General features: G+C 36.9%; 12 protein-coding genes and 3 pseudogenes. 4 read left to right on the forward strand and 11 right to left on the reverse strand.

The annotated features are described in order from the left end of the window. Positions 1 to 915: 915 nt before the first annotated feature. The 6 genes and pseudogenes from ACFX4X_RS13150 to ACFX4X_RS13175 form a co-directional block, all read right to left on the reverse strand. On the reverse strand, positions 916 to 1050 hold the full coding sequence (locus ACFX4X_RS13150; protein ID WP_377384016.1) for a hypothetical protein: 135 nt from the start codon (positions 1048 to 1050) through the stop codon (positions 916 to 918). 492 nt (positions 1051 to 1542) lie between these two features. After that, on the reverse strand, positions 1543 to 2811 hold the full coding sequence (locus ACFX4X_RS13155) for a glutamate-5-semialdehyde dehydrogenase (RefSeq protein ID WP_483878259.1): 1269 nt from the start codon (positions 2809 to 2811) through the stop codon (positions 1543 to 1545). Positions 2812 to 2829: 18 nt separating this feature from the next. Next, complete coding sequence (proB, locus tag ACFX4X_RS13160; RefSeq protein ID WP_284470705.1) at positions 2830 to 3945, reverse strand: glutamate 5-kinase; 1116 nt, start codon at positions 3943 to 3945, stop codon at positions 2830 to 2832. A 49-nt stretch (positions 3946 to 3994) separates the two neighbouring features. Then, complete coding sequence (proC, locus tag ACFX4X_RS13165; RefSeq protein ID WP_377384023.1) at positions 3995 to 4837, reverse strand: pyrroline-5-carboxylate reductase; 843 nt, start codon at positions 4835 to 4837, stop codon at positions 3995 to 3997. Between the two features lie 496 nt (positions 4838 to 5333). Further along, a pseudogene (locus ACFX4X_RS13170) lies at positions 5334 to 6688 on the reverse strand (IS3 family transposase). Between the two features lie 537 nt (positions 6689 to 7225). Beyond that, positions 7226 to 7771, reverse strand: coding sequence for a helix-turn-helix domain-containing protein (locus tag ACFX4X_RS13175; RefSeq protein ID WP_284470701.1), 546 nt, complete (start codon positions 7769 to 7771; stop codon positions 7226 to 7228). Positions 7772 to 7922: 151 nt separating this feature from the next. On the opposite strand from ACFX4X_RS13175, the gene ACFX4X_RS13180 reads away from it, so the two are divergent. After that, positions 7923 to 9284 (forward strand): D-serine ammonia-lyase, encoded by a 1362-nt coding sequence (locus tag ACFX4X_RS13180; protein WP_377384027.1) that lies wholly within the window; start codon positions 7923 to 7925, stop codon positions 9282 to 9284. A gap of 127 nt (positions 9285 to 9411) precedes the next feature. On the opposite strand, the pseudogene ACFX4X_RS13185 reads toward ACFX4X_RS13180, so the two are convergent. Continuing rightward, positions 9412 to 10315: pseudogene (locus ACFX4X_RS13185) on the reverse strand (transposase); the annotation flags it as partial. Positions 10316 to 10606: 291 nt separating this feature from the next. Between ACFX4X_RS13185 and ACFX4X_RS13190 the strand changes: the two are divergent. Then, positions 10607 to 10806: pseudogene (locus ACFX4X_RS13190) on the forward strand (MFS transporter); the annotation flags it as partial. Positions 10807 to 11347: 541 nt separating this feature from the next. Here the strand turns inward: ACFX4X_RS13190 and ACFX4X_RS13195 are convergent. The 3 genes from ACFX4X_RS13195 to ACFX4X_RS13205 all read right to left on the reverse strand — a co-directional run bounded on the left by ACFX4X_RS13195 (position 11348) and on the right by ACFX4X_RS13205 (position 16116). Then, a complete protein-coding gene (locus tag ACFX4X_RS13195) occupies positions 11348 to 12130 on the reverse strand; it encodes a phosphotransferase (RefSeq protein WP_377384030.1) in 783 nt (260 codons plus the stop codon). Positions 12131 to 13002: 872 nt separating this feature from the next. After that, positions 13003 to 14205 carry a macrolide family glycosyltransferase gene (locus tag ACFX4X_RS13200; protein ID WP_377384033.1) on the reverse strand — a complete coding sequence of 401 codons (1203 nt, stop codon included), beginning with the start codon at positions 14203 to 14205 and terminating at the stop codon, positions 13003 to 13005. A gap of 1689 nt (positions 14206 to 15894) precedes the next feature. Continuing rightward, positions 15895 to 16116, reverse strand: a complete 222-nt coding sequence (locus ACFX4X_RS13205; protein ID WP_483878237.1) for a Ger(x)C family spore germination C-terminal domain-containing protein — start codon at positions 16114 to 16116, stop codon at positions 15895 to 15897. Between the two features lie 574 nt (positions 16117 to 16690). On the opposite strand from ACFX4X_RS13205, the gene ACFX4X_RS13210 reads away from it, so the two are divergent. Together ACFX4X_RS13210 and ACFX4X_RS13215 are read left to right on the forward strand one after the other, a co-directional pair. Further along, positions 16691 to 17308, forward strand: coding sequence for a hypothetical protein (locus ACFX4X_RS13210; protein ID WP_377384038.1), 618 nt, complete (start codon positions 16691 to 16693; stop codon positions 17306 to 17308). Positions 17309 to 17800: 492 nt separating this feature from the next. Continuing rightward, the gene (locus ACFX4X_RS13215) at positions 17801 to 19279 is read left to right on the forward strand and encodes an Lsa family ABC-F type ribosomal protection protein (protein WP_377384041.1); all 1479 of its coding nucleotides are present in this window, start codon (positions 17801 to 17803) and stop codon (positions 19277 to 19279) included. A gap of 1226 nt (positions 19280 to 20505) precedes the next feature. On the opposite strand, the gene ACFX4X_RS13220 is transcribed toward ACFX4X_RS13215, so the two are convergent. Next, entirely contained in the window at positions 20506 to 22902 is a 2397-nt protein-coding gene (locus ACFX4X_RS13220; RefSeq protein WP_377384104.1) for an immune inhibitor A domain-containing protein, read from the reverse strand. Positions 22903 to 23037 lie beyond the last annotated feature (135 nt).

Here is a 23037-nt window from a genome sequence, read left to right on the forward strand (position 1 = left end):
TCCAAGACGGACACATCCTCTCAAAAATCATTGTAAGGACTTAACTAAAATGTGTCCATGAAACTATACTAACTCCAGAAGATGGTTTTCCTATAGGTACCCATTACCCTACCCAAAAGTTTTTAATAGTATTTATGGGAATGAATTAAATATTAATTCTCCTAATAAAGAAACAGTACTGATTTTCACCCAATCTACTTCTAGTATATGTAAACGTGTATACGCTATATTAGATCTAGTGAGAAAAAAGTATTCAAACAAGGAATTTATTATTTTAATGGTGGCTTAAAAAGAAGAAGCACTGAACTATGTAAACGAGTACTTTTTAAATAATTTTCAGGTAAGTTTAATAAAAGAAGGAGACCTAGAAGATCTTGGTATCTCTAGTGTTCCATTTTCGTATTTACTATCATCAGAAGGCAATGTTTTAAATAAAGGGGTAGTTAATACTATTGAGCACTTTGACATTCTTTTTTCACAAGAGGAAGATAGAAAAATTTCTTAATCTTTTTTTATCTAATTTTTACAATACTACGATATGAAAGGTATTTCTTTCATATGAATGTAATGCTAAAACTCACTTCATAAAAAAAGCCAAAGTAAAGGTCGATAATCCTGTAAAAAGCATGCTGATGAGTGTTGATAAAAAAGTAAATAAAAGCCACTTTAAAGAGTTTTTGAATAATTTCTTCATTATCCGTTTACCTCTTTAGCTTTATTTTCTTTCCAATAGACGTCTGAAAATACTTCAGAAAATGCATCAATACTTCTATCTAGGGGTACAGCCATGGGTAGCGTCACATTGCCATCAAGTTAAAGTTTTGTAGGATCCCCAGTACGAAATTTTGGACTTTTCTTGTAACTTATAAGCTCAGTTTATCGTTTTTGGGGGACGCGGTACCCTTTTTTATCAACTTACTGCCGTTTATAGTCTGATACAAAATTTCTTATTTCTTGTATCGGTATTTCCAAATTAATAACCATTTGAATGAGTTCAATCCATTCTTTATCAAGTTCTTCTACTGTATCGTTTGCCTCCTTACTTAGCATTACTATTCCCCTATCAGGATCAGCGGGTAACCCCCAGGTATCTTTCTCAAACCAGATTCACCTTCTTTTCTTGATACCCCTGTGATTCTTCGTGTAGCAGTTCCGACTGCTCATATAGGCTTTTAGCTATCTGATAGTCATCGAAATCCACTTTTAAATCTATCTGTAATTTTCCTTTTAATTCGCGATTTGACTTTTTCCATTCCTCTAAACTTTTTATGTAAAAGAGTTTTGAAAACCTCGGTTTTATATTTTCCCAGTGAAAATAAATAAGATATCACACCATTGCAACAAATCTTCACGGTATTGTTTTTGTTCTTCTATAAACAGCTTTAAAAGCATATCCCGCATCGGCTAACACGTGCTCAATGTTCAAAATAAGGATGCTGTTATGCCTTTAAGCAAAGGATTTTTGCGAATTTTTTTCTGATTTCCGCAAAAAAAGACCACCCTTACTAAAAAGGATGATCGGTCCTGTTGAAAATAGACTTCTTACCTAATCTGCCCATTCCCACTCATCATATATTTAATCGTTGTCAGTGCAGGCAATCCCATCGGTCCGCGCGCGTGAAGCTTTTGGGTTGAGATGCCGATTTCTGCCCCAAAGCCGAGTGCTCCTCCATCTGTAAATCTAGTGGAAGCATTGTGGTATATTGCGGCTGCATCCACTAATTGCATGAATCGCTTAGCCGTATCATCATTTTCTGTAATGATAGCCTCTGAATGCTTTGTGCCGTACTGATCAATATGCTCAATGGCTTCATCTAGACTGTTGACCGTTTTAACTGCAAGATCTAAGCTTAAATATTCGTTGGCCCAATCCTCTTCGTTTGCAGGGATTACATTGAGCAAGACTGCAGCTGCTTCTTGATCACCGTGAATCGTAATGCCATATTCCTTTAACGTTTCTGCAAGGATTTCTTTATTTTCACTCAGCCAATCTTTATGAACGATAAGTGTTTCCGCTGCATTGCATACAGCAGGACGATCTGTCTTGGCATTGATAATTATGTTTAAAGCTTTTTCTGTCTCAGCTTCTTTATCAAAATAGATGTGGCAATTTCCTACACCTGTTTCAAGGACCGGAACCGTCGCATTTTCTACAACCGCCTTGATTAAAGAAGCACCGCCTCTAGGAATCAAAACGTCGATATGCTCCTTCATGGTAAATAACTTCTGAGTTGTCGCACGGTCTGTTGAAGCAATGAATTGCACGGCTTCTTTAGGTATCTTTGTTTTTTCAAGGGCGCGGTGCATCACTTCAACAATCATTTTGTTGGATGAAAGCGAGGATGATCCTCCTTTCAGCACAATTGCATTACCTGACTTCAATGCAAGTCCTGCCGCATCTGCCGTTACATTTGGACGTGCTTCGTAAATCATTCCAATGACACCAAGGGGAACGCGTACCTCTTGCACTTTCAAACCATTTTCAAGCGTCCAGTCGGAAAGAACATCACCCGTTGGATCCGGAAGACCAGCAACCTCGCGCAGTCCCTCTGCAAAGTCACTGACTCTTTCTTGAGTTAGTGCAAGACGATCCATATACGCCTGGTCAAACCCTTTTTCTCTTCCTTTTTTCAAGTCCTTTTTATTTGCGTCCAAAATGATTCCATATTCTTTTTCTAATTCATTCGCTACAATTCTAAGTGCATCATTTTTTTCCTCAGTTGTCAGCATGCTTAATATTTTCGCTGCTTTTTTCGCTGTGATTGCCTGTTCTTCCACCGTCATTGGTTTAAGCGGTGCAACACTCATCAAAACCCCTCCTGTAAGTTTTTAGCTTGGCACCTTCATTGAGAAATCGAGAGAACATACAAACGTCTCTTGATCAATAGCTGCCGCCGTTTCGTTTTTAGTTTCTTGTGTCAGCTGTTCAGTTGAAAAGTTGATTCTGCCGAGACCGAATTCTTCTCCCTCTTCGTCAAGGATGGTCACAACGGCCCCATCGTTAAATCTTCCGTTCACTTCCTGAATATCGATTGGATATATATTTCTCTGCTGATCAATTATGGCTGTTTTCGCTTTTTGAGAAATGATGATTTTGCCCTCAGGGCCTGAATGAAACGCAATCCATTGCTTTTTCTTATCAAGGTTAAAGGCATTCGGCTTCGGCTCAAAATACGTACCTCTGGCAGTGCCCTTCACTGCATCCATCAGGATATCCCTTGTGCTTGATTTTCCTAAAAAGGACTGAATGCCGGATGCCATCGCAATTTTAAAGGCTGCAATTTTTGATTTCATGCCGCCTGTACCGACTGGGCTTCCTGTTCCCCCAGCTGCTGCTTCAATTTCAGGTGTGATGGCATCTACTTTTTTAAGCAATTTCGCATCTGGATTATTGTTCGGATTGTCATTAAAAAGTCCATCAATATCAGATAAAATAATCAGGAAATCAGCACCAATCAGCGCGGCCACCTTAGCAGACAGCGTATCATTGTCTCCAAATTTCAATCGATCGACTGTGACTGTATCATTTTCATTTACAATCGGAATAATTCCGCGTTCCAATAAGACATTCATCGTATTTTTCATATTGCCATAGCGTGTTTCATCGGAAAAATCACTTCTTGTAATTAACAGCTGTGAAGCGACGTATCCGTGAGATAAAAAGAGTTCTGAGTAAGATTCCATTAATAGACCCTGTCCGATGGAAGCTGCTGCCTGCTTTTCAGGTAAGGCAGATGGACGCTTGATGCACCCTAACTTACGATAGCCCGCTGCTACTGCTCCAGAAGAAACTAAAACCGTTTCATATCCTGCATCCTTTAGCTCTACAATCTGATCCGCCAGCTTCTCAAGTTTTCTGCGGCTGAGCTCACCATGCATGCTGGTCAGTGAACTGCTTCCAATCTTAATAACAACTCTCTTTATCTGTTTCTTTTCTTTGAACATCCTATCCCTCCTGATTTTTCTCCTTTAAACCTACATTCTTAAACTCTGATTAAGACGTCACCAATGCTACTGCCATCTCTTCATTCAGCTCTTTCGAACGTTTCGCCGCTTGATGAATCGCCTGTGAAATGGCTCTGCCGCCATTATTTTTCCGTAAAGCAGCAAGTCCGTATGCTGTCGTTCCATTTGGTGAAGTGACCTTCTCTCTGAGACTTGCCGGTGCTTCGTCGTTCACCAAAATCATCTTGGCTGCGCCTAAAATCGTTTGGGCGACAATCTCACGGACCATCGCTTCATCCATACCCTTTTCAACGCCAGCGTGTTCCATATGCTCCATTAAATAATAGAAGTATGCAGGTCCGCTTCCTGCAATTCCTGTAAAAATATCCATTTGCTCTTCCTCAATTAAGAACACTTTTCCCATACAGCCAAGCAGTTCTTTCACTGCTATCACATTGTCCATCCCTGTATGTCTTCCCGGACATAACGCAGTTGCCGACTCCCGGATCATACTCGACGTATTCGGCATCAACCGCACAACCTGCTGTCCAAGCTGTAGATGATTTTCCATAAATTCAGTGGAAATGCCCGCTAATACAGAAATCACAACTTGATCCACTCTTACTTTCTCTTTGAGTGCATCGAGAGCATCTGCTGCTCCCTGGGGCTTCATTGCCAAAATAAAGAAATCAACTTCTTCATATGGCAATGCATCCTGATGGACCGCATGAACTCCATACACGTGATTCATTTCCTTTAGTCGTAATTGATTACTGCGATTTGTCACATAAATTCTCTCTGCTGGTATGCTCCCAACCTGCACAATTCCTGAAATCATCGACTCTGCCATCGAACCGGCTCCTAAAAATGCAACAATTTTATCTCTCAACATTATGCCCCCTAAAAGTTCATTGTTCGTAATTCTGTTCGTATTTTTCAACCTTTTTATCGTAACATGCTGAGATTTAGATTCAAGGGAAGAGAGGACATTCATAAGGAAAAGGCCGAGATAGTGAAAGGAAGCGTTTTCATCTGGTGCTTACATGCCAGTAAGGTCATTTAATCAGGGATAATCCGCTGTAATCGGGGTATTTGCGGATATTTTAGGAAGAAAAACGAAATAAAACAATTCAGTAGCTGTTTTCTCGTTCGAAAAAATATATTAAAAATAAGCGAACGTTCGAAAATGATTTTTGTGGTTTTACAAACGCTCAAAACAGGTGTTTTTAATCAAAAATACCCCATTCGTAAAAGTATACTTTTATGAACGGCAGCGACAATGCTATATTTCCTATTTCAGAAACTTTATATGTTAAGAGAATTTTCAACTTAAAAAGTCGATCTCCACTACGTGAACTGCACCCCATAAAGTTAGACAGGTTATTTCGTTAGGCAGCCCGTTGGGCATGAACTCGGTATTGTACCGGGCTCATGCCTTTTAATTTTGCCTTGATTCGTTTGTGATTATAGTATTCTATATATTTTGCTAGTTCTTGTTTAAAGTGTTCCACACTTTCAAATTCTTTTAGATAAAGAAGTTCCGATTTCATGATACCAAAGAAATTTTCCATAACAGCGTTATCGTAACAATTCCCTTTGCGAGACATACTTTGTGTAATGCCACGTTCCCTAAGGGCATTACGGTATTGTTTCATTTGATAATGCCAAGCCTTGATCGGAATGAATAAGGAGAGTATCGTCGTCTGTTAAACGTTCAAAAGCTTGATCTAACATCGTTGAAATGAGTGAGTAGGTTGGTCTTGAACCGATTGTATACGTAATGATTTCTCCATTAAATAAGTCCAATATCGGCGATAAATATAGCTTTTCTCCAAATAATTTAAACTCTGTAATATCCGTAACCCATTTCTCATTTGGTTTTTCAGCTTTGAAATTGCGATCTAAAATATTTAGTGCAATCTTGCCCACAGTTCCTTTGTAAGAGCGATATTTTTTCATACGGACAAGACATTTTAGCCCTAGTTCTTTCATGATACGCTGTACCTTTTTGTGGTTTACTAGGTGTCCGCGATTTCTAAGTTCATCACGAATATGACGGTAACCAAACCGACCTTCATGTTCATCGAAAACAGATTTAATCAATACTTTCAGTTCTGCATCTGGATCAGGACGACCGAAGTTTTTCACCCAATAGTAATACGTGCTACGCGGAATGTCTGCGAGCTGTATAAGTGCTTTCACCGGGAATGCATTCCTTAATTCATAGACTACTTGTGCTTTGTCTTGTTTGGTGATTTTTCCTTGTTTTGAACTAAGGCATTCAACTTTTTTAAATAGGCATTCTCCATACGTAAACGTTCATTCTCCGCCTGTAAAGCCTCTATTGACCCTTCATCGGGTACTTGAGTATTTGATGTCTTATTATTTTTATTTTTCATGGATGGACGCCCCTTTTTCTTCGATTGTAGGGCATCAAATCCTTCTGTTTCATAAGCAACTTTCCATTTTCGAAGCGTTTCATAAGATGGAATATTAAAAATCGCCGCTGTTTTCCTGATAAACGTCCCGTGTTCGTTCATATAATTGAGTACATCTAGTTTGCGGGGTAGAGTGTATAGCGTTTTTCAAAAGCATCATCACCAAAAAGGTCAAATTGTTTAATCCACTGATGGAGTAAACTCGGATGAACACCAATAGATTTAGCAATTGTTTGTCCTCCTTCATTACCATCTATATATTGCCTTACTGCCTGTATTTTTTCTTCTGAAGAAAATCTCGCCATAAAAAACTGCACCTCCAATTGTTAGTTGTGTCTAACAATTGGGGTGCAGTTCAACGTTAAGAAATCGACTTTTTTTACTTTTTCTTAAAGAACAAACACCTCCGTTAGCCATTCATGAAGCGCAAAAATCAGCGCTTCACCACAGAGAATGAAAATTGATCTCTATGTCGATAATGTTTTAATGGCTGGCGAAGTATCCGTTTGTCTGCCTCCAACGATCCAACGTTACCATCGACTGTCGCGCCCTTTAAGGGCAGCACTCATGGGAGATTAATCCTTTTTTGGTCTTCGCCCTAGCCTCTACGTAATTCGCTATAATTGGAGGTTTTTGTTTAACGATTTACCAAACTCAATCAGATCACTCATAAGGCTCAGCCTTTTTTTAAAAAGCGTTTTTATTGGGTCTATTTTGTTGTTGCTGTGGTTTTTTCTAGATTTTGTGCTTTTTTAATTTTCATGGGAGTTCATTAAGAAAAGCGAACCTTTTTCAATAATCGCGTCTGTTTGTGGAAAATATTACACTCGACATTTTTTACATTAAAACGCAGGTGGGGTAACTGAAAATAATACAACAGCATTTTGACTAAAATTATTTTCCCATTTATGTTTCAAATTTGCTGGTATTTTCACACTATCACCAGCTTCTAAAAGATACTCTTCTTCGCCTAAATACAGCTTAATTTTCCCTTCCAAAATAAATGCTACTTCCTCTCCTTTATGTTCTAGAAGATTTTCTGACGAAGAAATATTGGAAGGAACTTTCATAATCGCTGTTGCTAAATTACCCGTAAAATCAGGTGACAATAACTCATAAGACAAATTATCAATGATCATTTTCTTACGTTTACTGGATCTAACGATCAAGTCTTCCGTATTTATTTCTTCAAGTAAAAAACTAAAAGTTGGAACATTCAGGGTTTTAGCTAAAACCTTTAGGGTTTGAATAGAAGGATTCGCCAAACCTCGTTCAATTTGGCTTAACATTGAAGGTGTAATTTCAGCTAATTTTGCCAACTCTCTACTACTCAATCCTTTAGCTTTTCTAAATTTTTCAACTTTCTTACCAATATCTATATTTTCCATAATCGATACTCCTTAACAAGTTGTTAAATTTCATTTAAATAAAGTAAATATAAATTAACACAAAGATGATTATGTGTTAAACTGTATTAAATTTTATTTAATTATAATTTACAAAGCAACTTGTTACAAGAAAATGAGGAGGATCAAACAAATGAAAGAGATTGAAAGCAAAGAAATACAAACATGGAAAGACCAATATCCTTTACTAAACAAGCTCATTTCGATGGATGAAGTATTTTGGCTGAATCCAAATGTCGAAAAATTTCAAACGGGAATTAAAAAATCCCCCCTTACTCAAGAAGATGTAAAAGATGCAGAGGAAAGGTTGAAGCGTTTTGCTCCATATATCGCCAGGGTTTTCCCTGAAACAAAAGGAACGAACGGTATCATAGAATCTCCTTTAGTGAGAATTCCTGCCATGAAACAATCCTTAGAACAGGATTATCAACAACCTATATTAGGAGAATTATTACTAAAATGTGATAGTCACCTTCCTATATCAGGATCTATTAAAGCAAGAGGCGGGATTTATGAAATTCTCAAACATGCAGAAAAATTAGCTTTTCAACATCAATTGTTAACAATACAAGATGATTATTCGATTTTAGATAGTGATAGATTCCGGACCCTTTTCTCAAAATATTCAATCGCAGTAGGCTCGACTGGAAATTTAGGACTTAGTATTGGCATCATCAGTGCAAAGTTAGGTTTTAATGTTTCCGTTCATATGTCAGCTGATGCAAAGCAGTGGAAAAAAGACTTGCTTAGAAGCAAAAATGTCAAAGTTATTGAATATGAAGCTGATTATAGTAAAGCTGTAGAGGAAGGCCGAATCCAAGCAGATAGTGACCCAACATGTTATTTTGTGGATGATGAAAATTCTCACGACTTATTTTTAGGATATGCAGTGGCTGCATCTCGATTGAAAAAACAATTAGAAGAGCTAGAGATAATAATAGATGAAAATCACCCTTTGTTCGTTTACCTTCCATGTGGAGTAGGTGGTGGCCCTGGAGGCGTAGCTTTTGGTTTGAAATTATTGTACCAAGACCATATTCACTGTTTCTTTGCAGAACCTACCCACTCACCATGTATGTTACTCGGTTTAATGACTGGACTTCATGATAAAGTTTCTGTACAAGATTTTGGTATCGATAATGTAACAGACGCGGATGGACTTGCTGTAGGAAAGCCATCAGGGTTTGTGGGTAAAACTATGGAACCTTTTTTAAGTGGCAATTATACGGTTAGCGATGAACAGTTGTATAAGTTGCTAAAAGAACTAGTCGATACAGAGGGGCTCCATTTAGAACCTTCAGCACTAGCAGGCATGATAGGACCAAGTAAATTATGTAAAGAGGGCATCGATTATTTACAGAAGCATCATTTAACGGAAAAGATGGGCAATGGTACACATATTATTTGGGGGACTGGCGGAAGCATGGTTCCTGAAGAAATGATGAAGCAATATTATCAAAAAGGGTTGAAAATAGCGTTAGAGAAACAAAAGTAATTTTACACGAGGTAGTTTAACCCCGTGTCAGTTTGTAGACCAAAAGGTTTCGGAATGTTCTCATTCCGAAACCTTTTTGATTTTTTATTGGATTTGAAGCTGTTATAGAAAATAGCTGACCTCTCCATTATTTAGATCTTTTCTGGGCCTCGCAAGTCCAGTTGGCTCTCTTCTTTACATTCATTGCAGCGAAAGTTAGCATCGACTGCATCAACAATTTTTTAAGTCCCCTTAACGTTGTCCAACGCATGCCATTCTTTTCTTTTCCATCCGCGAATACTCGCTCAATTGTTCTTTGCATTTTGCAAAAATTGGCTATATATCTTCGTGATGGCGCAGATGATCTGCTACTTCCACGTATTTTTGCCAAATGGGACGTGTAACAACTTATTGATGATCTTTACTATCCGTACATTGTGCTAATAAAAAGGGCACGTTGCGCAGATATGTTTTGGTGATTTGTACTCACGATTCACCTGCCCGGCAAAGATAACAGTCAAAGGATTCTTTCGTAAACATATTCATGTTTAAAAGAATCCTTCTTTTTGAATGGTCGTGTATATGGTAAGGCAGGTGTTATCTCCAGTACAAATAAGTATCTCGTAGTCGCAGGTGTTTTATAAGCTGTATCTGCGGAAACAGCCTGGGGTTTTCCAACTCTTCTAATCACTTTTTAACTATTGGCTCTAAGATATTACTATCATGTGTGTTACCTGGTGTTACAATCATGCCGACTACAAAACCGTTTCGTCTGAGGCAGCAAGGAATGAATAGGCAAACTGTTTTGTACGTTCGTTTTTGACGTAGTATCCACTATCTGGATCGGTTGTACTTTCTTTCATTTCTTTCTCTTCTTCATTAGTGAACTTTTCTTGAAAGAATGGCTTTTTTTCGTGTTTTTTAAGTCCTGGTTAATCTCATTTTGAAGATGTTCTCGATAAGCATCGATTTCTTTCCAAACGATTTTCTTTTCAAATTTGTGCAATTCTCATTAGCCTTACATGTGTGGAGTCAACGAAAACATGTTCTGCAATGATTGGTCTGTCTATCTAATTACCTTTCCTATTAATTAGGAGTTTACAACTATCTAAATTCTGTCTATTATCTTCGATTTTATCAACATAAATCGAAAGAAGTGATAACTAATATACAGTTATTAGGAAATTGTCTATTGTCAAATTACCCTTTAATAAGGTAATTTTTATAGTGTGAATTATTCAACACTTTGTAAAAAAGTCTGCATTAAGATAAGAGAGAATTGCCTAATCAGACTAAAACAGCCCCCAATTCGATAAAAAAAAGGTCTATTTTATTCATTATGATTTTATCAACTGACGGACTCCACTAGTTATACCTATTTGATTCTCATATCAACAGGGCGTCGCATTGGAATGGCCTTAATGATGATGCCTATACAGCCTGCTGGTTTAAGTCCATTGCCACAACGGTTAAATGCGCATGGAACAGCAATAATAATACGATTCGTCAAGTTGCCGGTGCCTTCGGTACTTCGCTTCTTTTGATTTCTCCAAAGTCCTTTCTCACTGAGAAAAGAAAAAGAGAACGATATAATGATTCCACATATCATTAATACACGAAAAGTTGTTACTCCAGGATCAATTACTTGTGTTATATTCGCAGTAAAAAAACAAATAACCAAGATAATTAGAGCAAACGAAATAACCCCTAAATATTTTGTCATGATTCCCCACCCTTCTCCTCTAATCTAATTTACTAAATTGTGGTTAATATGTATATTTTTATTCGGTATCTTGCCCTATAGTTTCATAAAGAAAAGCTTACTTAAAGACCCCTCAATCTTCAACGAATGCACCGTTAGCCATTCATGAAGCGCAAAAATCAGCGCTTCACCACAGAGAATGAAAATTGGTATCTATATCGATACTGTTTTAATTGCTGGCGAAGAAGGTCGTCGAACTATGTGCCTTTGAGCTCATCCGTTAGTCTGACTCCGGCGACCACGTTGTACCACCGACTGTCGCGCCCTTTTTGTGCTTTTTTAATTTTCATGGGAGTTCAACAAAAGCCTACCCTTAAATCCACTATTTTCCATGTTCACAAATGAATTTAATATCGTTTTGGTAATGTTCAAGATGCCCTTCATCTATCATCTTTTGAAATGCAATGTCACCTTCACTGGATTTTTTTGTAATTGTTTTACATAACCCCTCTAATCGTAGCAATACCATTTCCAAATAATCTTCGTCTATTCCTTCACCGTAAGATTCAAAAAACAATCTAACTCTTTGTTTTATACGGTTAGCATGCTGTAATGAATTATAATAAACTCTCTCACCTGTTTCAGAAAGGTAAAATCTACTTAAGGGGACGCAATTATAAAGAGTATAAGCCATGTCCCAAAGTCTTGGACCAGGTCCAGCAACATCGAAATCAATAATACCTATTGGTCTTTCATGTTTAAAAATAATGTTGTATATCGCAAAATCATTATGGCATAGTACCTCAAATTGTTGTGGGGTGTTATCTATCGATTCCCAGCTATCATCAAATGAAAAATCACTGACAGAATCATGATAAAGACGGAGCATTTTCGCTATTTCTATTAAGACATCATTAGACCGCATGTATTCTTTTAAAGGATAATTACCAGCTTCTCCTTCAATAAATGATAATATCCCCCTTCCTTTTTCATCAATACCTAACAACTTTGGGGCATAACTGAAACCTTTGTTCTCCAAATGCTTTAATAGCTTATGAATTTTGGGACTATCTGGCTTTAATTCTCGTCGCACAGTATCTCCCGAACGATAAACCCTAGAGACATTCCCTCCTGTTAGCATTTCTTCGTTTTCATGGTTTGACATCTAAATATCCCTCCTTGATATGACTTTCTATAAACCATAAAATAAATCCTGTTTGTTAAACTAATCTCTTTCAATTTATACCGGGACAAGGTACTTTGGGAGATTCCGATTTCCTTAGAGCCGCCTCTATAATGGATTAATCCCCGATCCATTCTTTCCTTTATAATCGTTACTGGATAAACCTGCTTTTCTTCAACCATTCCCTGGTTGCAACAGTCTCCCTGTCCGTCATACCCTTCAACAAAGATCATCTCCCATTCCCGTGATTTCATTAGGTGGGATTATTTGAACACGTGCCTTCAACCAGGTGTTATGTTTTTACCTTATACCCACAGCCTTAATGATTCCATCCTTCTTGAAATTGTTCTCTAATCCTTGAACCATATCGCGGATTCACTTCCAAATTCATGACTTTTATAAGCCCTTTGCCTCTCCTGTTATGATAAGACCTGAGATAGCCCGTACTCCTCTGGTGAATCCACCATTGCCAGGACAGGTACTGGAATAACCGTTTAGGGTATCTTTGCTTAATTGGATGGTATTCAAGAGTCTTTAATGCAGAGCAGCCCACTGCGGAACCATTCAAGAAGTTGGCAAGCAATTCCCTGGACGAATGCTGCATTCATAAATACCAATTCGGATTTCCCCCCGCTACCCACAAAAAACAAGGGATTAAACTGCACTTGGCCAAACTTTCACAAAGTCTCCCTGATTTTCATTAATGAACCTCAAATTCTCTTTTTCTGATCCATATCGTTGTGGGCACAATCTAGCGTTTATAATAGTTCCTGTTCCATTACTTAATTAAAAACAGAAGTTGCCGAAACCACTAAAAAAAGCCGCCAATAATGGCAGCTGAGAAATCTTTATATTTATATATCATATTGGCTTTTAAATTGGAAAATCTCATCGACAGCTTGATGATACCCACCCGATTTTTGAAAGGATTCACTAATATTTGAAACAGCTTTATGGAAGGATGGGTGGTTTAACAAATGATCTACCGCTTCATTAAGTTGAGTTGCCGTCAAACTTTGCATTTGTAATTGAATACCTGCTCCTATATTGGCAACTTGCTTGGCAATTATCGGCTGATCCGCACTTTGCGGAATTACAATTAGCGGAACCCCGTAGTAGAGACCCTCATTGGTACTGTTCATTCCACCATGAGTGATAAATAATTTCGTGTATTTCAGCACCTCAGTTTGTGGAACATAATTTTTCACAATGAAGTTTCTAGGAATCTCCCCCAAGTCAGATATTTGAGCATTTTTCCCGATAGACATCAAGACAGTATGATCAGTGGCCTCGAATGCCTTAAAACATAGCTTATAGAAATCAATTTCTTGGTTAAAGACAGTACCCAGTGAAATGTAAATTGGGCTTTTTCCTTTGATTGAAGTAAGCTCGAAGTTTTCTTGCTTTAATCGTGTGGAGATTGATGGACCAACAAATTTGTAAGTTTGGTTGAATACTTCTCCGAAAGGTTGAAACTCCCTAGTTGTATAAATAATTGTAAGTGGTGCAGGATTGCAAAAAACTTCGTAAGGAGAATCGATCACCACATCATATTTTTCCTTCACCATTGCCGTCAGGCTTTGAAATTCATCGTATATAGGTTTAACTCTTTCTGTAGGGATTTTTTTAGAAAGTTGTTCCAACATTTTATCGAATGATGCTTTTGTCTGCGCAAAAGATGTACAAGAATTAATTGCCGGAAGTTTAAGTATTTGTGCAAGTAAATATCCACATCCAAACATGGAATCGTGGATGATATAATCAAAATGTTCTCCTTCGATTTGCTTCAGAACACTAGGTATCACGACATCTGCTGTATGCAAAAGACCGTTGATTCTTTCGAGTAAATAATTTCTTCCACCAGAGATAAAGGCTTTTACAAATTTTTCACCGTCTAATGTTCGTACAGTAGCTCCGGTCTTCTCAATACGCTCTCGAAAAGCTTCTATCGTAAAGTACACCACCTCCTCTCCACGCGAAATAAGCTCATGCACAACTCCAATAGTTGGATTGATATGTCCTTCTGATCCACCATTAATAAATAAAACACGTGCCATTATAACCACTCCTTAAGTAAAACGTTCACTTGATTTTGTAAGAGTAAGGGGCACTGCCCCATACCTTTCTCAACTATGTTAAAACTCCGTGGGTTCTTTTAGCAAGTGCAATCAAGTATCATTTTTAACTAAATTGCCCAGTTTAGTGAAAATCCTCACACTCTCTTCACCATTACCGATTTTCTTTAAATTGTTTTTTAATTATCTGTCCGCTTACTAAATAAGAAAAAACCCTACATTATCAAAAAACAGCATATAAACGGCCTACTTTGGGTTATACTCTTCAAGCATTACTGATTTCCCCATTAACTAGGTCACCTCTTAATTAAAAACAGTTAAATCCCACGTTACAAGAACGATTATATATGACAGAAAAGAATGGACAAAATCCTTTTTCAGGTTTTAGCGATGTAGACATGCTACAGTGGTTTCTTCAAAGGCGAGAGCATTTATAACTGCAACATGAAAAGTCCACCCGCACCGTCTAAGCCTAAGAGCGAGAACTTCTTCAATTTATTGAACAATTACCCACTTATTCATTGGAAATCCATGTAGACTTGGAAAAAGTTGTGGAGGGTTCCCTTTTTAAATCTTTATCTAGCCGGCACATTCGAAGGTATCAGGAATGGTTATCAGAAAAAAGCCCCTATGTCTTAACAAAAGGAGCGTATTCCGTTGCCACATTATCCAGAAAGACAACCATCATTAAGAGTTTTTTGAAATTCCTGTTCGAAGCAGGATAAATCACGGAACCTATTCATGAAGGTTTCTTTAAGATCAATGTTCGTAAAGATGATCGGCCCAACGGGATTGGGGACCAAAGGAAGTCATTCAGCTACTTGATTACTTTAGGGAAATTAACCACCCCATCGTTTTTTCGATTATTCATATCCTAACGATGACAGGCATGCGTAATGAAGAGTTTACAAGACTCCGGGTCAAGGATCTTCAATATGATTCCATTACCAGCACGTATTTTTTAGAGGTCCTAGGTAAGGGAATAAAAAAAGGCAAATACTATTGAAAAGGAATGAATAGTATTCGAATGTTCCGTTCCGCTAGAGGCATCGACGATATAGATGCAGCAGAAGGAGACGACCCTCTCTTTACGACCAATACCGGCCGTGCCTACTCTCCCTTTTATTTGTCTCAATTCTTAACAAAAGTCATAAAAGAGAGTGGATTGCCCTTTTTGAAGTTCCGTTCTTCTTCCGTTGGTCCTCATACCTTTAGGTAGGCGTGCTTTCGCCATCATTTCTCACTTAAATGGAGTTAATGTCTATCAGATTATGAAGAGTCTGGGCCATGAGCAGCTATCCACTATAGAAATTTATTTGGAAAAGGTTTTTGAAAAAGAACGCCATGCGATTCATTTGTGGAAATCAGATGTGTTTGGAGAGTATATATAATAGAAGAAAGTCGTCCTATTTAGAGAAGTTTTTGAAGCATATCGCTGATAACTAAGAACTTCTTCGAAAATTTGAACAATCATTTCCTTGGAATCGTTCATTGTTATACCGCCTAGTATATTATGTTTAGGCTCTTTATTTAGAGCACATATTCTTCTTGTTTTTACTGCAAAATATAGTCCAATTACTTGAACTAAATTGAAAGGGGGGGAAAAAGAGGAGCGTCTCAAGGGGACGAATTTAGATCCTTTTGGGTCGCTCCCTTTTTTGACGTCACTTTCTATTCGGTGATGCCGGTGTTCACAATACGAACGTTCATATAAAATTCAACAGGAACGGTTGGGTAGCGGTCTTTCCATGCTTCTTTATCAAAGTTCCGAAAATGGCTCCGGACTTTTCCGCCGATTCCGAGCGGATCAATCTTTAGCTCCTGAAATTTCCTCATCATTTTTTCCGCTCTTTCCGCCGTCTCTTTGCTCCATTCCTGCTCCACTTCTTTCATCTTACTAGAACCCTCATTTTTATTCCTCCTGCTAGTTTCATAATATATATTTACCACTTTAAAGTTTAATGAAACAATTAAGCGTCTTCTGCCGTATCGTTTAATTTAACGATTCTGTTCATTAAAAGGGACATTATTCTACGAGCTGAAAAACCTTCAATATCGAAGGTTATTTGTTAAACTATTCATATTTGATGCTTTTTCCCTTTGATTTTTCATTATAAATATGAACAGCACGCAGAACAAAGCACCAAAAGGGTATTATAACTATTGCTATTCCCACCGCATACCTGGCTTTAAAGCGAATATAACCACCTATTAAGCCCCATTAATATATATAGATACGAACCTTGGAGTAGGCTTAACAAGTGTAACGGTATACCTAATAGAGATCCTCCTTTCACTAATGGTCCTATTTTGTCATAAGTCACAAATCAATCGTAAAACATCGCTCTTTTTCTTATGGAGCTAAAGGGGCAGGTTAATTTAAGCATAGCTTTCTAAATATATGCCTAATATACAAAGGAATATCAGGGAACTATAATCCCAGATAAAGTATAAAGGGGACATAATTATGAAGAAAATAATGCTATTTATCTTACTATCATCCGTAGTATTAAACCTTTCTCCGATAATTGTTCAAGCTGACAAAAAACTGAATAAAGAGCTGATGAAAATTGTTAATGAGTTTAAACCGTCGAACTCGTTAATTGTAAGTCCTGACAAACCTTTCCCTACAAAGTCAATTCAACTATATGACTTTAATCAAGATGGACGGAAAGAAATAATCGTTACTTTTGAAGTTAAAGCAAAAGAACATCCTTCCCCTTCCCAGTATGGAGCAATGGTATTAAAGAAGGTTAATAATAAGTGGGAAAAAATATGGGAAACAAAAATTAAAGGAGTAGATTTGGATTTTTCTGGATTAGCTGATATTACTGGTGATGGTACAAAAGAATATCTATTTGGTGTTACAATTGGCGCAGCATTAGGAAGTAAACTTAAAATTTTCCAGTGGAATGATAACTCATTCAAAAATATTGCAGAAGTTCCTTATCATGAAATTGACATTTTGAATGGAAATCAAAAAGAAGGTTTAGCAGTTTGGCGATGGTATCTTGCTGAGTGTTCTTTAGTAGATGTATTAAAATGGAATGGTGATCAATTAGTTTATGATAAAGAATTATTTTAGTTTGGATATAGGATTAGGTGAAGATGATTCAGATATTGCATACCGTAAAAAAGAATGTTATTTTTAAAATAGAATTATGAGAGGACTGATGGTTGAATAATGATTAACTAATCTATATTTTAATTTGAAATTAATATTCAAACTAAAAAAATAGGGTTGGTCTATCCATTTTTATAAATCAGTTCATACTTTATTTATCATGATTCCAATGATTAATAAGGACTTATTTAGTATGAGTGAAAGACTAATCCTTCCAATTATAAATTGGGAGGTTTTTTTTATTCTCTTATAGATAAGTCGATATTTATTAATCCGTAACTTTAACCCAACAAACAAAGGAGAGAGAAAAATGAGTAATTCAGACACTATTGTTACACATGTAATGCTCTATATAAGTCGTTAGTATCCATCATACTTATATGGAGGAATTAATAAATTGATGGATATTCCGACTTTATATGAAAAGTGTCGATATATAAAGGAGGAATTATTATGTCAATGATAAAAGTTCAAGACTTAACTTTTTCATATCCAGGTAGCTTTGATAATATTTTTGAAGGTGTAAACTTTCAAATGGATACGGATTGGAAACTAGGATTTATCGGTAGAAACGGACGAGGAAAAACGACATTCTTTAATTTATTATTAGGGAATTATGAGTATAGTGGGAAAATCACTTCTTCGGTAGAATTTAATTATTTCCCTTACCCAGTTTCAGATAAGAACAAGTTTACTCATGAAATCCTTGAAGAAATTTGTCCCCAAGCAGAAGATTGGGAATTTCTTCGTGAAATATCCTATTTAAATGTTGATGCCGAGGTCATGTACCGACCATTTAAAACATTATCAAATGGAGAACAAACAAAGGTGTTGCTTGCTGCACTGTTTTTGAATGAGGGTCAATTTCTATTAATTGATGAGCCAACAAATCATCTAGATACTGATGCACGAAAGATGGTCTCTGATTATCTAAGGAAGAAAAAAGGATTTATTTTAATTTCACATGACAGAATCTTTTTAGACGGATGCGTTGACCATATCTTATCTATAAATAGAGCAAACATTGAAGTCCAAAGTGGTAACTATTCTTCTTGGAAGTTAAATTTTGATAGACAGCAGGAACACGAAGAAGCAACAAATGAGCGTCTACAAAAAGACATAGGGAGATTAAAACAGTCTTCAAAGCGTTCAGAAGGTTGGTCTCATCAAGTGGAAGCCACTAAAAACGGGACAAGGAATTCTGGTTCCAAGTTGGACAAAGGTTTTGTAGGGCATAAAGCGGCCAAGATGATGAAGAGATCGAAGAACCTTGAATCAAGGAAACAAAAAGTTATTGAAGAAAAGTCAAAATTACTAAAAAATGTAGAGAAAACTGATTCGTTAAAATTAGAACAATTGAAATTCCAGTCAAATGAATTGGTTGTTTTGGCTGATGTGTCTGTTAAGTATGATGACCAAATAGTGAATGAGCCAATTAGCTTTATAGTTGAACAAGGTGACCGAATTGTACTTGATGGAAAGAATGGAAGTGGGAAAAGTAGTATCCTAAAACTAATTCTAGGACATCCGATACAGCATACAGGCTCAGTTAATTTAGGCTCAGGACTCATCATTTCCTATGTCCAACAAGATACTTCACATTTGAAAGGATCGTTATCAAATTTTATTGAAGAGCATGAGACTGATGAGACGTTATTTAAATCTATCCTACGTAAGATGGATTTTGACCGAATTCAATTTGAGAAAGATATATCTCATTATTCTGGTGGACAAAAGAAAAAGCTGCTTATCGCTAAAAGTTTATGTGAAAAAGCTCATTTATATATATGGGATGAACCATTAAATTTTATTGATATTTATTCGCGTATGCAGATTGAAGAGCTTATTCAACAATTTAATCCCACAATGGTTATTGTTGAGCATGATCAGGCATTTCAACAAACAGTTGCAACAAAAACTATATCTATGTAGTTCAAAGTGAATGATTGAAAATATAATCAGTAAATCAAGTCATTAAACTATAAGGCGCTTTAATGGAGTAGTGAAAAAAAGCCTAATTTCTCTACAATAAATTGAGAAATTAGGCTTTTTAATGGGGAAATAGGAAATACTTTAACGAAATGCACTCATATATGGGAATATATAAGACCATTAGGTTTTCCTACTATTAAAGAAGATGTTTAAGTTTGAATGACACAGGTTAGTTTTGTAATATTACCCATTTTGAATATAAAATAAAGTCACGACTTGATTAAACTTATTTATACAAAAATAGTTTGTTAGAATATTTTAAGAGCAAGTTTTGATCAATCTTTTTCAAAACGCGCACTTTCTTTTTGTTCTTTTATCAAGGTTATTTGCATTTATTTGAACAAACTTTTTTATAAAAAATTATTCACTAGCAACAAACAACCCAAGCATTTTGACCAAACTTTTTTCAAAATGTTTGGGTTTCTTCTGTTGAAAAATTTTATCGTGCCTTTGATGGCTTTTTTGCCATAATGAAAGATAAAATTGCAAAACAAATTAAAAAGACAGAGAGAATCCCATAAGCCGCCCCTTCATGTTTACGAGACCAATGTAAAATAGAATAATAGCAGCTATAACTGTTAAGACTCCTGGTACAATTCGTACAAATAGGGGAAGGTTTATTTTTTTAAACCACCACGTAACTAACAATATAATGACTCCAATCACAATAGCTATAAGAAATGATACAAAAATCATCATTTGCCTGACCACCTTTTCATTATTAATAAAATATAATAATGACTCTTTTAATCACTATATTCTATATGTCTATTTAACTTTAGCATTCCTGTAGAACATTAATTATAGGCTTTGAAAAAAACAGAGCCCCTCAGTATGAACTGCACCCCAATTGTTAGTCAAAATTAACAATTGGAGGTGCAGTTTTTTTATGACAAAATATTCGTTAGAAACTAAGCTAGCTGCCGTTCATTTTTTTATTGAGGGTCATGAACCTTTTAAAAATGTAGCTCAGAAGTATGAAGTAAGCAAAACTAAAAGGATTGAGTCCTGTAAAATACAAGATCCAATCCTTAGTAGCTGCTTAAAATACTTTGTCTAACTTTTTGGGTTCACTTCACAATACAGGGATCATCTGTTCAATGCTTTCTAGCTTTTTTTTAAATATCCTTTACAAGGGATACACTTTAAATAAGAGAACCACCTTATTATTTATAAAGTAAAATTTTACCTACAGTACCGTCAGCACTTTGGCCAACTACGCGAACCTTTAGTCCGAATTTTGGAATATTACGGCCAACGTCAGGAGCTTGGGTATTGCTGTAATTCTGATTATCATCAAACATGGCATTGCTTTGAGTAAAGTTATCTTTCACGTAGAAAGATGAATCACCAATGGTCACTTTACTACCTTTGTTTAAGCTAAATGCTGCATCATGCATTTGATAGCTGTTTGAGCCAAGGACTTTATTAACATCATATACACCGTTTGGATCCTTCCAGTCCTTATAATGCCAGATATTATTGTGCTGGTCGGCGTCGACAACACCTAAGAAACCGTCACCAGGGTGATAGTCTGGACCTGTCCAGTTGTTATCGTAGGAGTTATCAACATACCAAACTACTAAACCTTGATCATAAGATAACATGGTTCCTTTACGGTTCACATTGGCTAAACCTGAATCAGAACCGTTATGGGATCTCCATTCGAGAAGGTAATACTGACTTGCATGTTTTTTGCCATCAGATTTGGAGAAACCTACAAAAGTAAATGGTGAAGTTCCTTCCGCATCATCGGACAGAATTGTGCTGCCCCCCGCACTTACCTTGATATCATCAACATAGAAACCTGCCATTGCCAATCCGCCATCAGTGACATAATTGAAGCTTAATTGGACTTTTTGGCCAGCAAATTGAGATAAATCAAATGTTGCATCTACCCATTTGTTTCCGGAATCTCCTGTAATACCATTGCCTGGATTTGACCCTTGAGGATCATCATTCGTTGTGATGTTACCATGAACCGTTTGACCATTGACACGAACAGTAGCATAATCATAATCTTGTTCGATAGAGTACCAGGTTTTAAATGTAAGTTGAGCAGAAGTAGCATTGGATAAGTCAATAGTCGTGTTCATTTTGTTACTTAGATTATTTCCACTCCCACTGAAGTACTCTGACTTCCCACTTGCAGGCGTATTAACTAATATCTCCTTTTCAGGAAGATTTACTTTAACAACATCATCATTTGTGCCTTTTGTACTTGCTTCATCAAGCAAGTACTCTGTTCCTTTAGAAGTAACATCATTTACGTTTATTTGACTTCCTGACTGCCAGTTTGGCATAAAGTCATTTGTTGTCATCATTTGCTGTAAAAACTCTTTATCATATGGACTGAAGCCAGATGGTTCCGTACCTGGAATTTTCCCTGTCCAGCTTCCACTTGACATGAGTGACCAGTAGCTGACTGGTTCACCTAAACCGCTGTAAAGAGTGTCATACTCATCCGGCAAGCCTAAATCGTGACCGAATTCATGAGCAAATACGCCCGCAGCTCCATCTTCTGGTTCAATGGTATAGGCTAGTCCTAACAAATTATCGACACCAAAATAGTTTACATCCGCTTTTGTTTCGGGAATTGGGTAGAGACCGCCTAGATCCCAGCTGTGAGACCAAATTGCCTCTTCACCAATTTTACCGCCGCCTGCTTCTTCCCCGACACCAGAGTGAATGACCATGACATGGTCAATGATTCCATCTGGTTCGCGCATATTGCCGTCACCGTCCAAATCAAACTGATCTTCTTTGTCATATTGATTCAAATCAATTGAAGGATCTTTAGCCGCATCAGCAAGGGCTTCCCGAATAAGTGCTCTTGGATTTTTATCATTACCGGCATTTTCATCATGAGCGCCGTAATAAGCAGCTGGATGTTTGGCTGTATACCAGCCGGCAACCTTACCATCCACCGTATAACTGCCGCCGGACTGTTGCTCGTAATACTGTTTCATGGAGATCTTTTTTTTACCATCCGGACCGACATAGCCATTTTCACCGAAAATCATATCCTGATAATGTTGGTTGGAGTATGCATCGGGTCCGCTATAATACATGTCTGTTTCATCGGAAGTTAATTGTCCGTGTGGAAGATTAGGAAAATCAATTAATAGAACGAGGACCTCGTCTTTCCTTTCCGTACCATCCCAATCTTCTTTTTTGACAGAGGAAACAGTATTTTGCTTTGCTTGCCCTGACTTGTTTCCTTTTCCCACATTTAGACCGTTACTATCCATTTTTGCTTTAACTTGTTCTTTTAGTGCGGCCTGCTTCTTTTCAAAAGAATTTTCTTTTTTATTAGTTTCAGAGGCCGTCGCTAGCTTATGTAAATACTTTTGTAATGCCTTATCTGCTTCTGTGGCCGTCGCATCTTTTGGAATCGTTCCATTTTTCTTTAACATCTCAATTAGCCGGTCATCATTTGCAATCCCTAAATCAATTGGTGCTCCCTCTTTTTCAGAAGCCTTAACTTCTTGAGATAAATTCACATGACCTATAACTCCGGGTGTAAACGCACTAAATGCAAGTCCAGCAGATAATAATGGCATGCTAATTTTCTTTTTCCAATTCAAAGTCCATCCCCCTTAAAAAAAGTCTATGAAACTAATTGCGAAAAGAAAGAGTTTCATAGAATTTTATACTATAGGCTACAAATTGGCAATGGTTAATATATTGAATAATCA

Origin of the sequence: Peribacillus sp. YIM B13481, from assembly GCF_042787985.1 — a bacterium.
Lineage (GTDB): Bacteria > Bacillota > Bacilli > Bacillales > DSM-1321 > Peribacillus > Peribacillus simplex_A.

Bases quoted from the DNA above. Each gene is read 5' to 3' on its own strand.
- ACFX4X_RS13150 (WP_377384016.1), bottom strand. From the start codon at position 1,050: ATGCTAAGTAAGGAGGCAAACGATACAGTAGAAGAACTTGATAAAGAA.
- proB (WP_284470705.1), bottom strand. From the start codon at position 3,945: ATGTTCAAAGAAAAGAAACAGATAAAGAGAGTTGTTATTAAGATTGGA.
- proC (WP_377384023.1), bottom strand. From the start codon at position 4,837: ATGTTGAGAGATAAAATTGTTGCATTTTTAGGAGCCGGTTCGATGGCA.
- ACFX4X_RS13175 (WP_284470701.1), bottom strand. From the start codon at position 7,771: ATGGAAAATATAGATATTGGTAAGAAAGTTGAAAAATTTAGAAAAGCT.
- ACFX4X_RS13180 (WP_377384027.1), top strand. From the start codon at position 7,923: ATGAAAGAGATTGAAAGCAAAGAAATACAAACATGGAAAGACCAATAT.
- ACFX4X_RS13195 (WP_377384030.1), bottom strand. From the start codon at position 12,130: ATGTCAAACCATGAAAACGAAGAAATGCTAACAGGAGGGAATGTCTCT.
- ACFX4X_RS13200 (WP_377384033.1), bottom strand. From the start codon at position 14,205: ATGGCACGTGTTTTATTTATTAATGGTGGATCAGAAGGACATATCAAT.
- ACFX4X_RS13205 (WP_483878237.1), bottom strand. From the start codon at position 16,116: ATGAAAGAAGTGGAGCAGGAATGGAGCAAAGAGACGGCGGAAAGAGCG.
- ACFX4X_RS13210 (WP_377384038.1), top strand. From the start codon at position 16,691: ATGAAGAAAATAATGCTATTTATCTTACTATCATCCGTAGTATTAAAC.
- ACFX4X_RS13215 (WP_377384041.1), top strand. From the start codon at position 17,801: ATGTCAATGATAAAAGTTCAAGACTTAACTTTTTCATATCCAGGTAGC.
- ACFX4X_RS13220 (WP_377384104.1), bottom strand. From the start codon at position 22,902: ATGCCATTATTATCTGCTGGACTTGCATTTAGTGCGTTTACACCCGGA.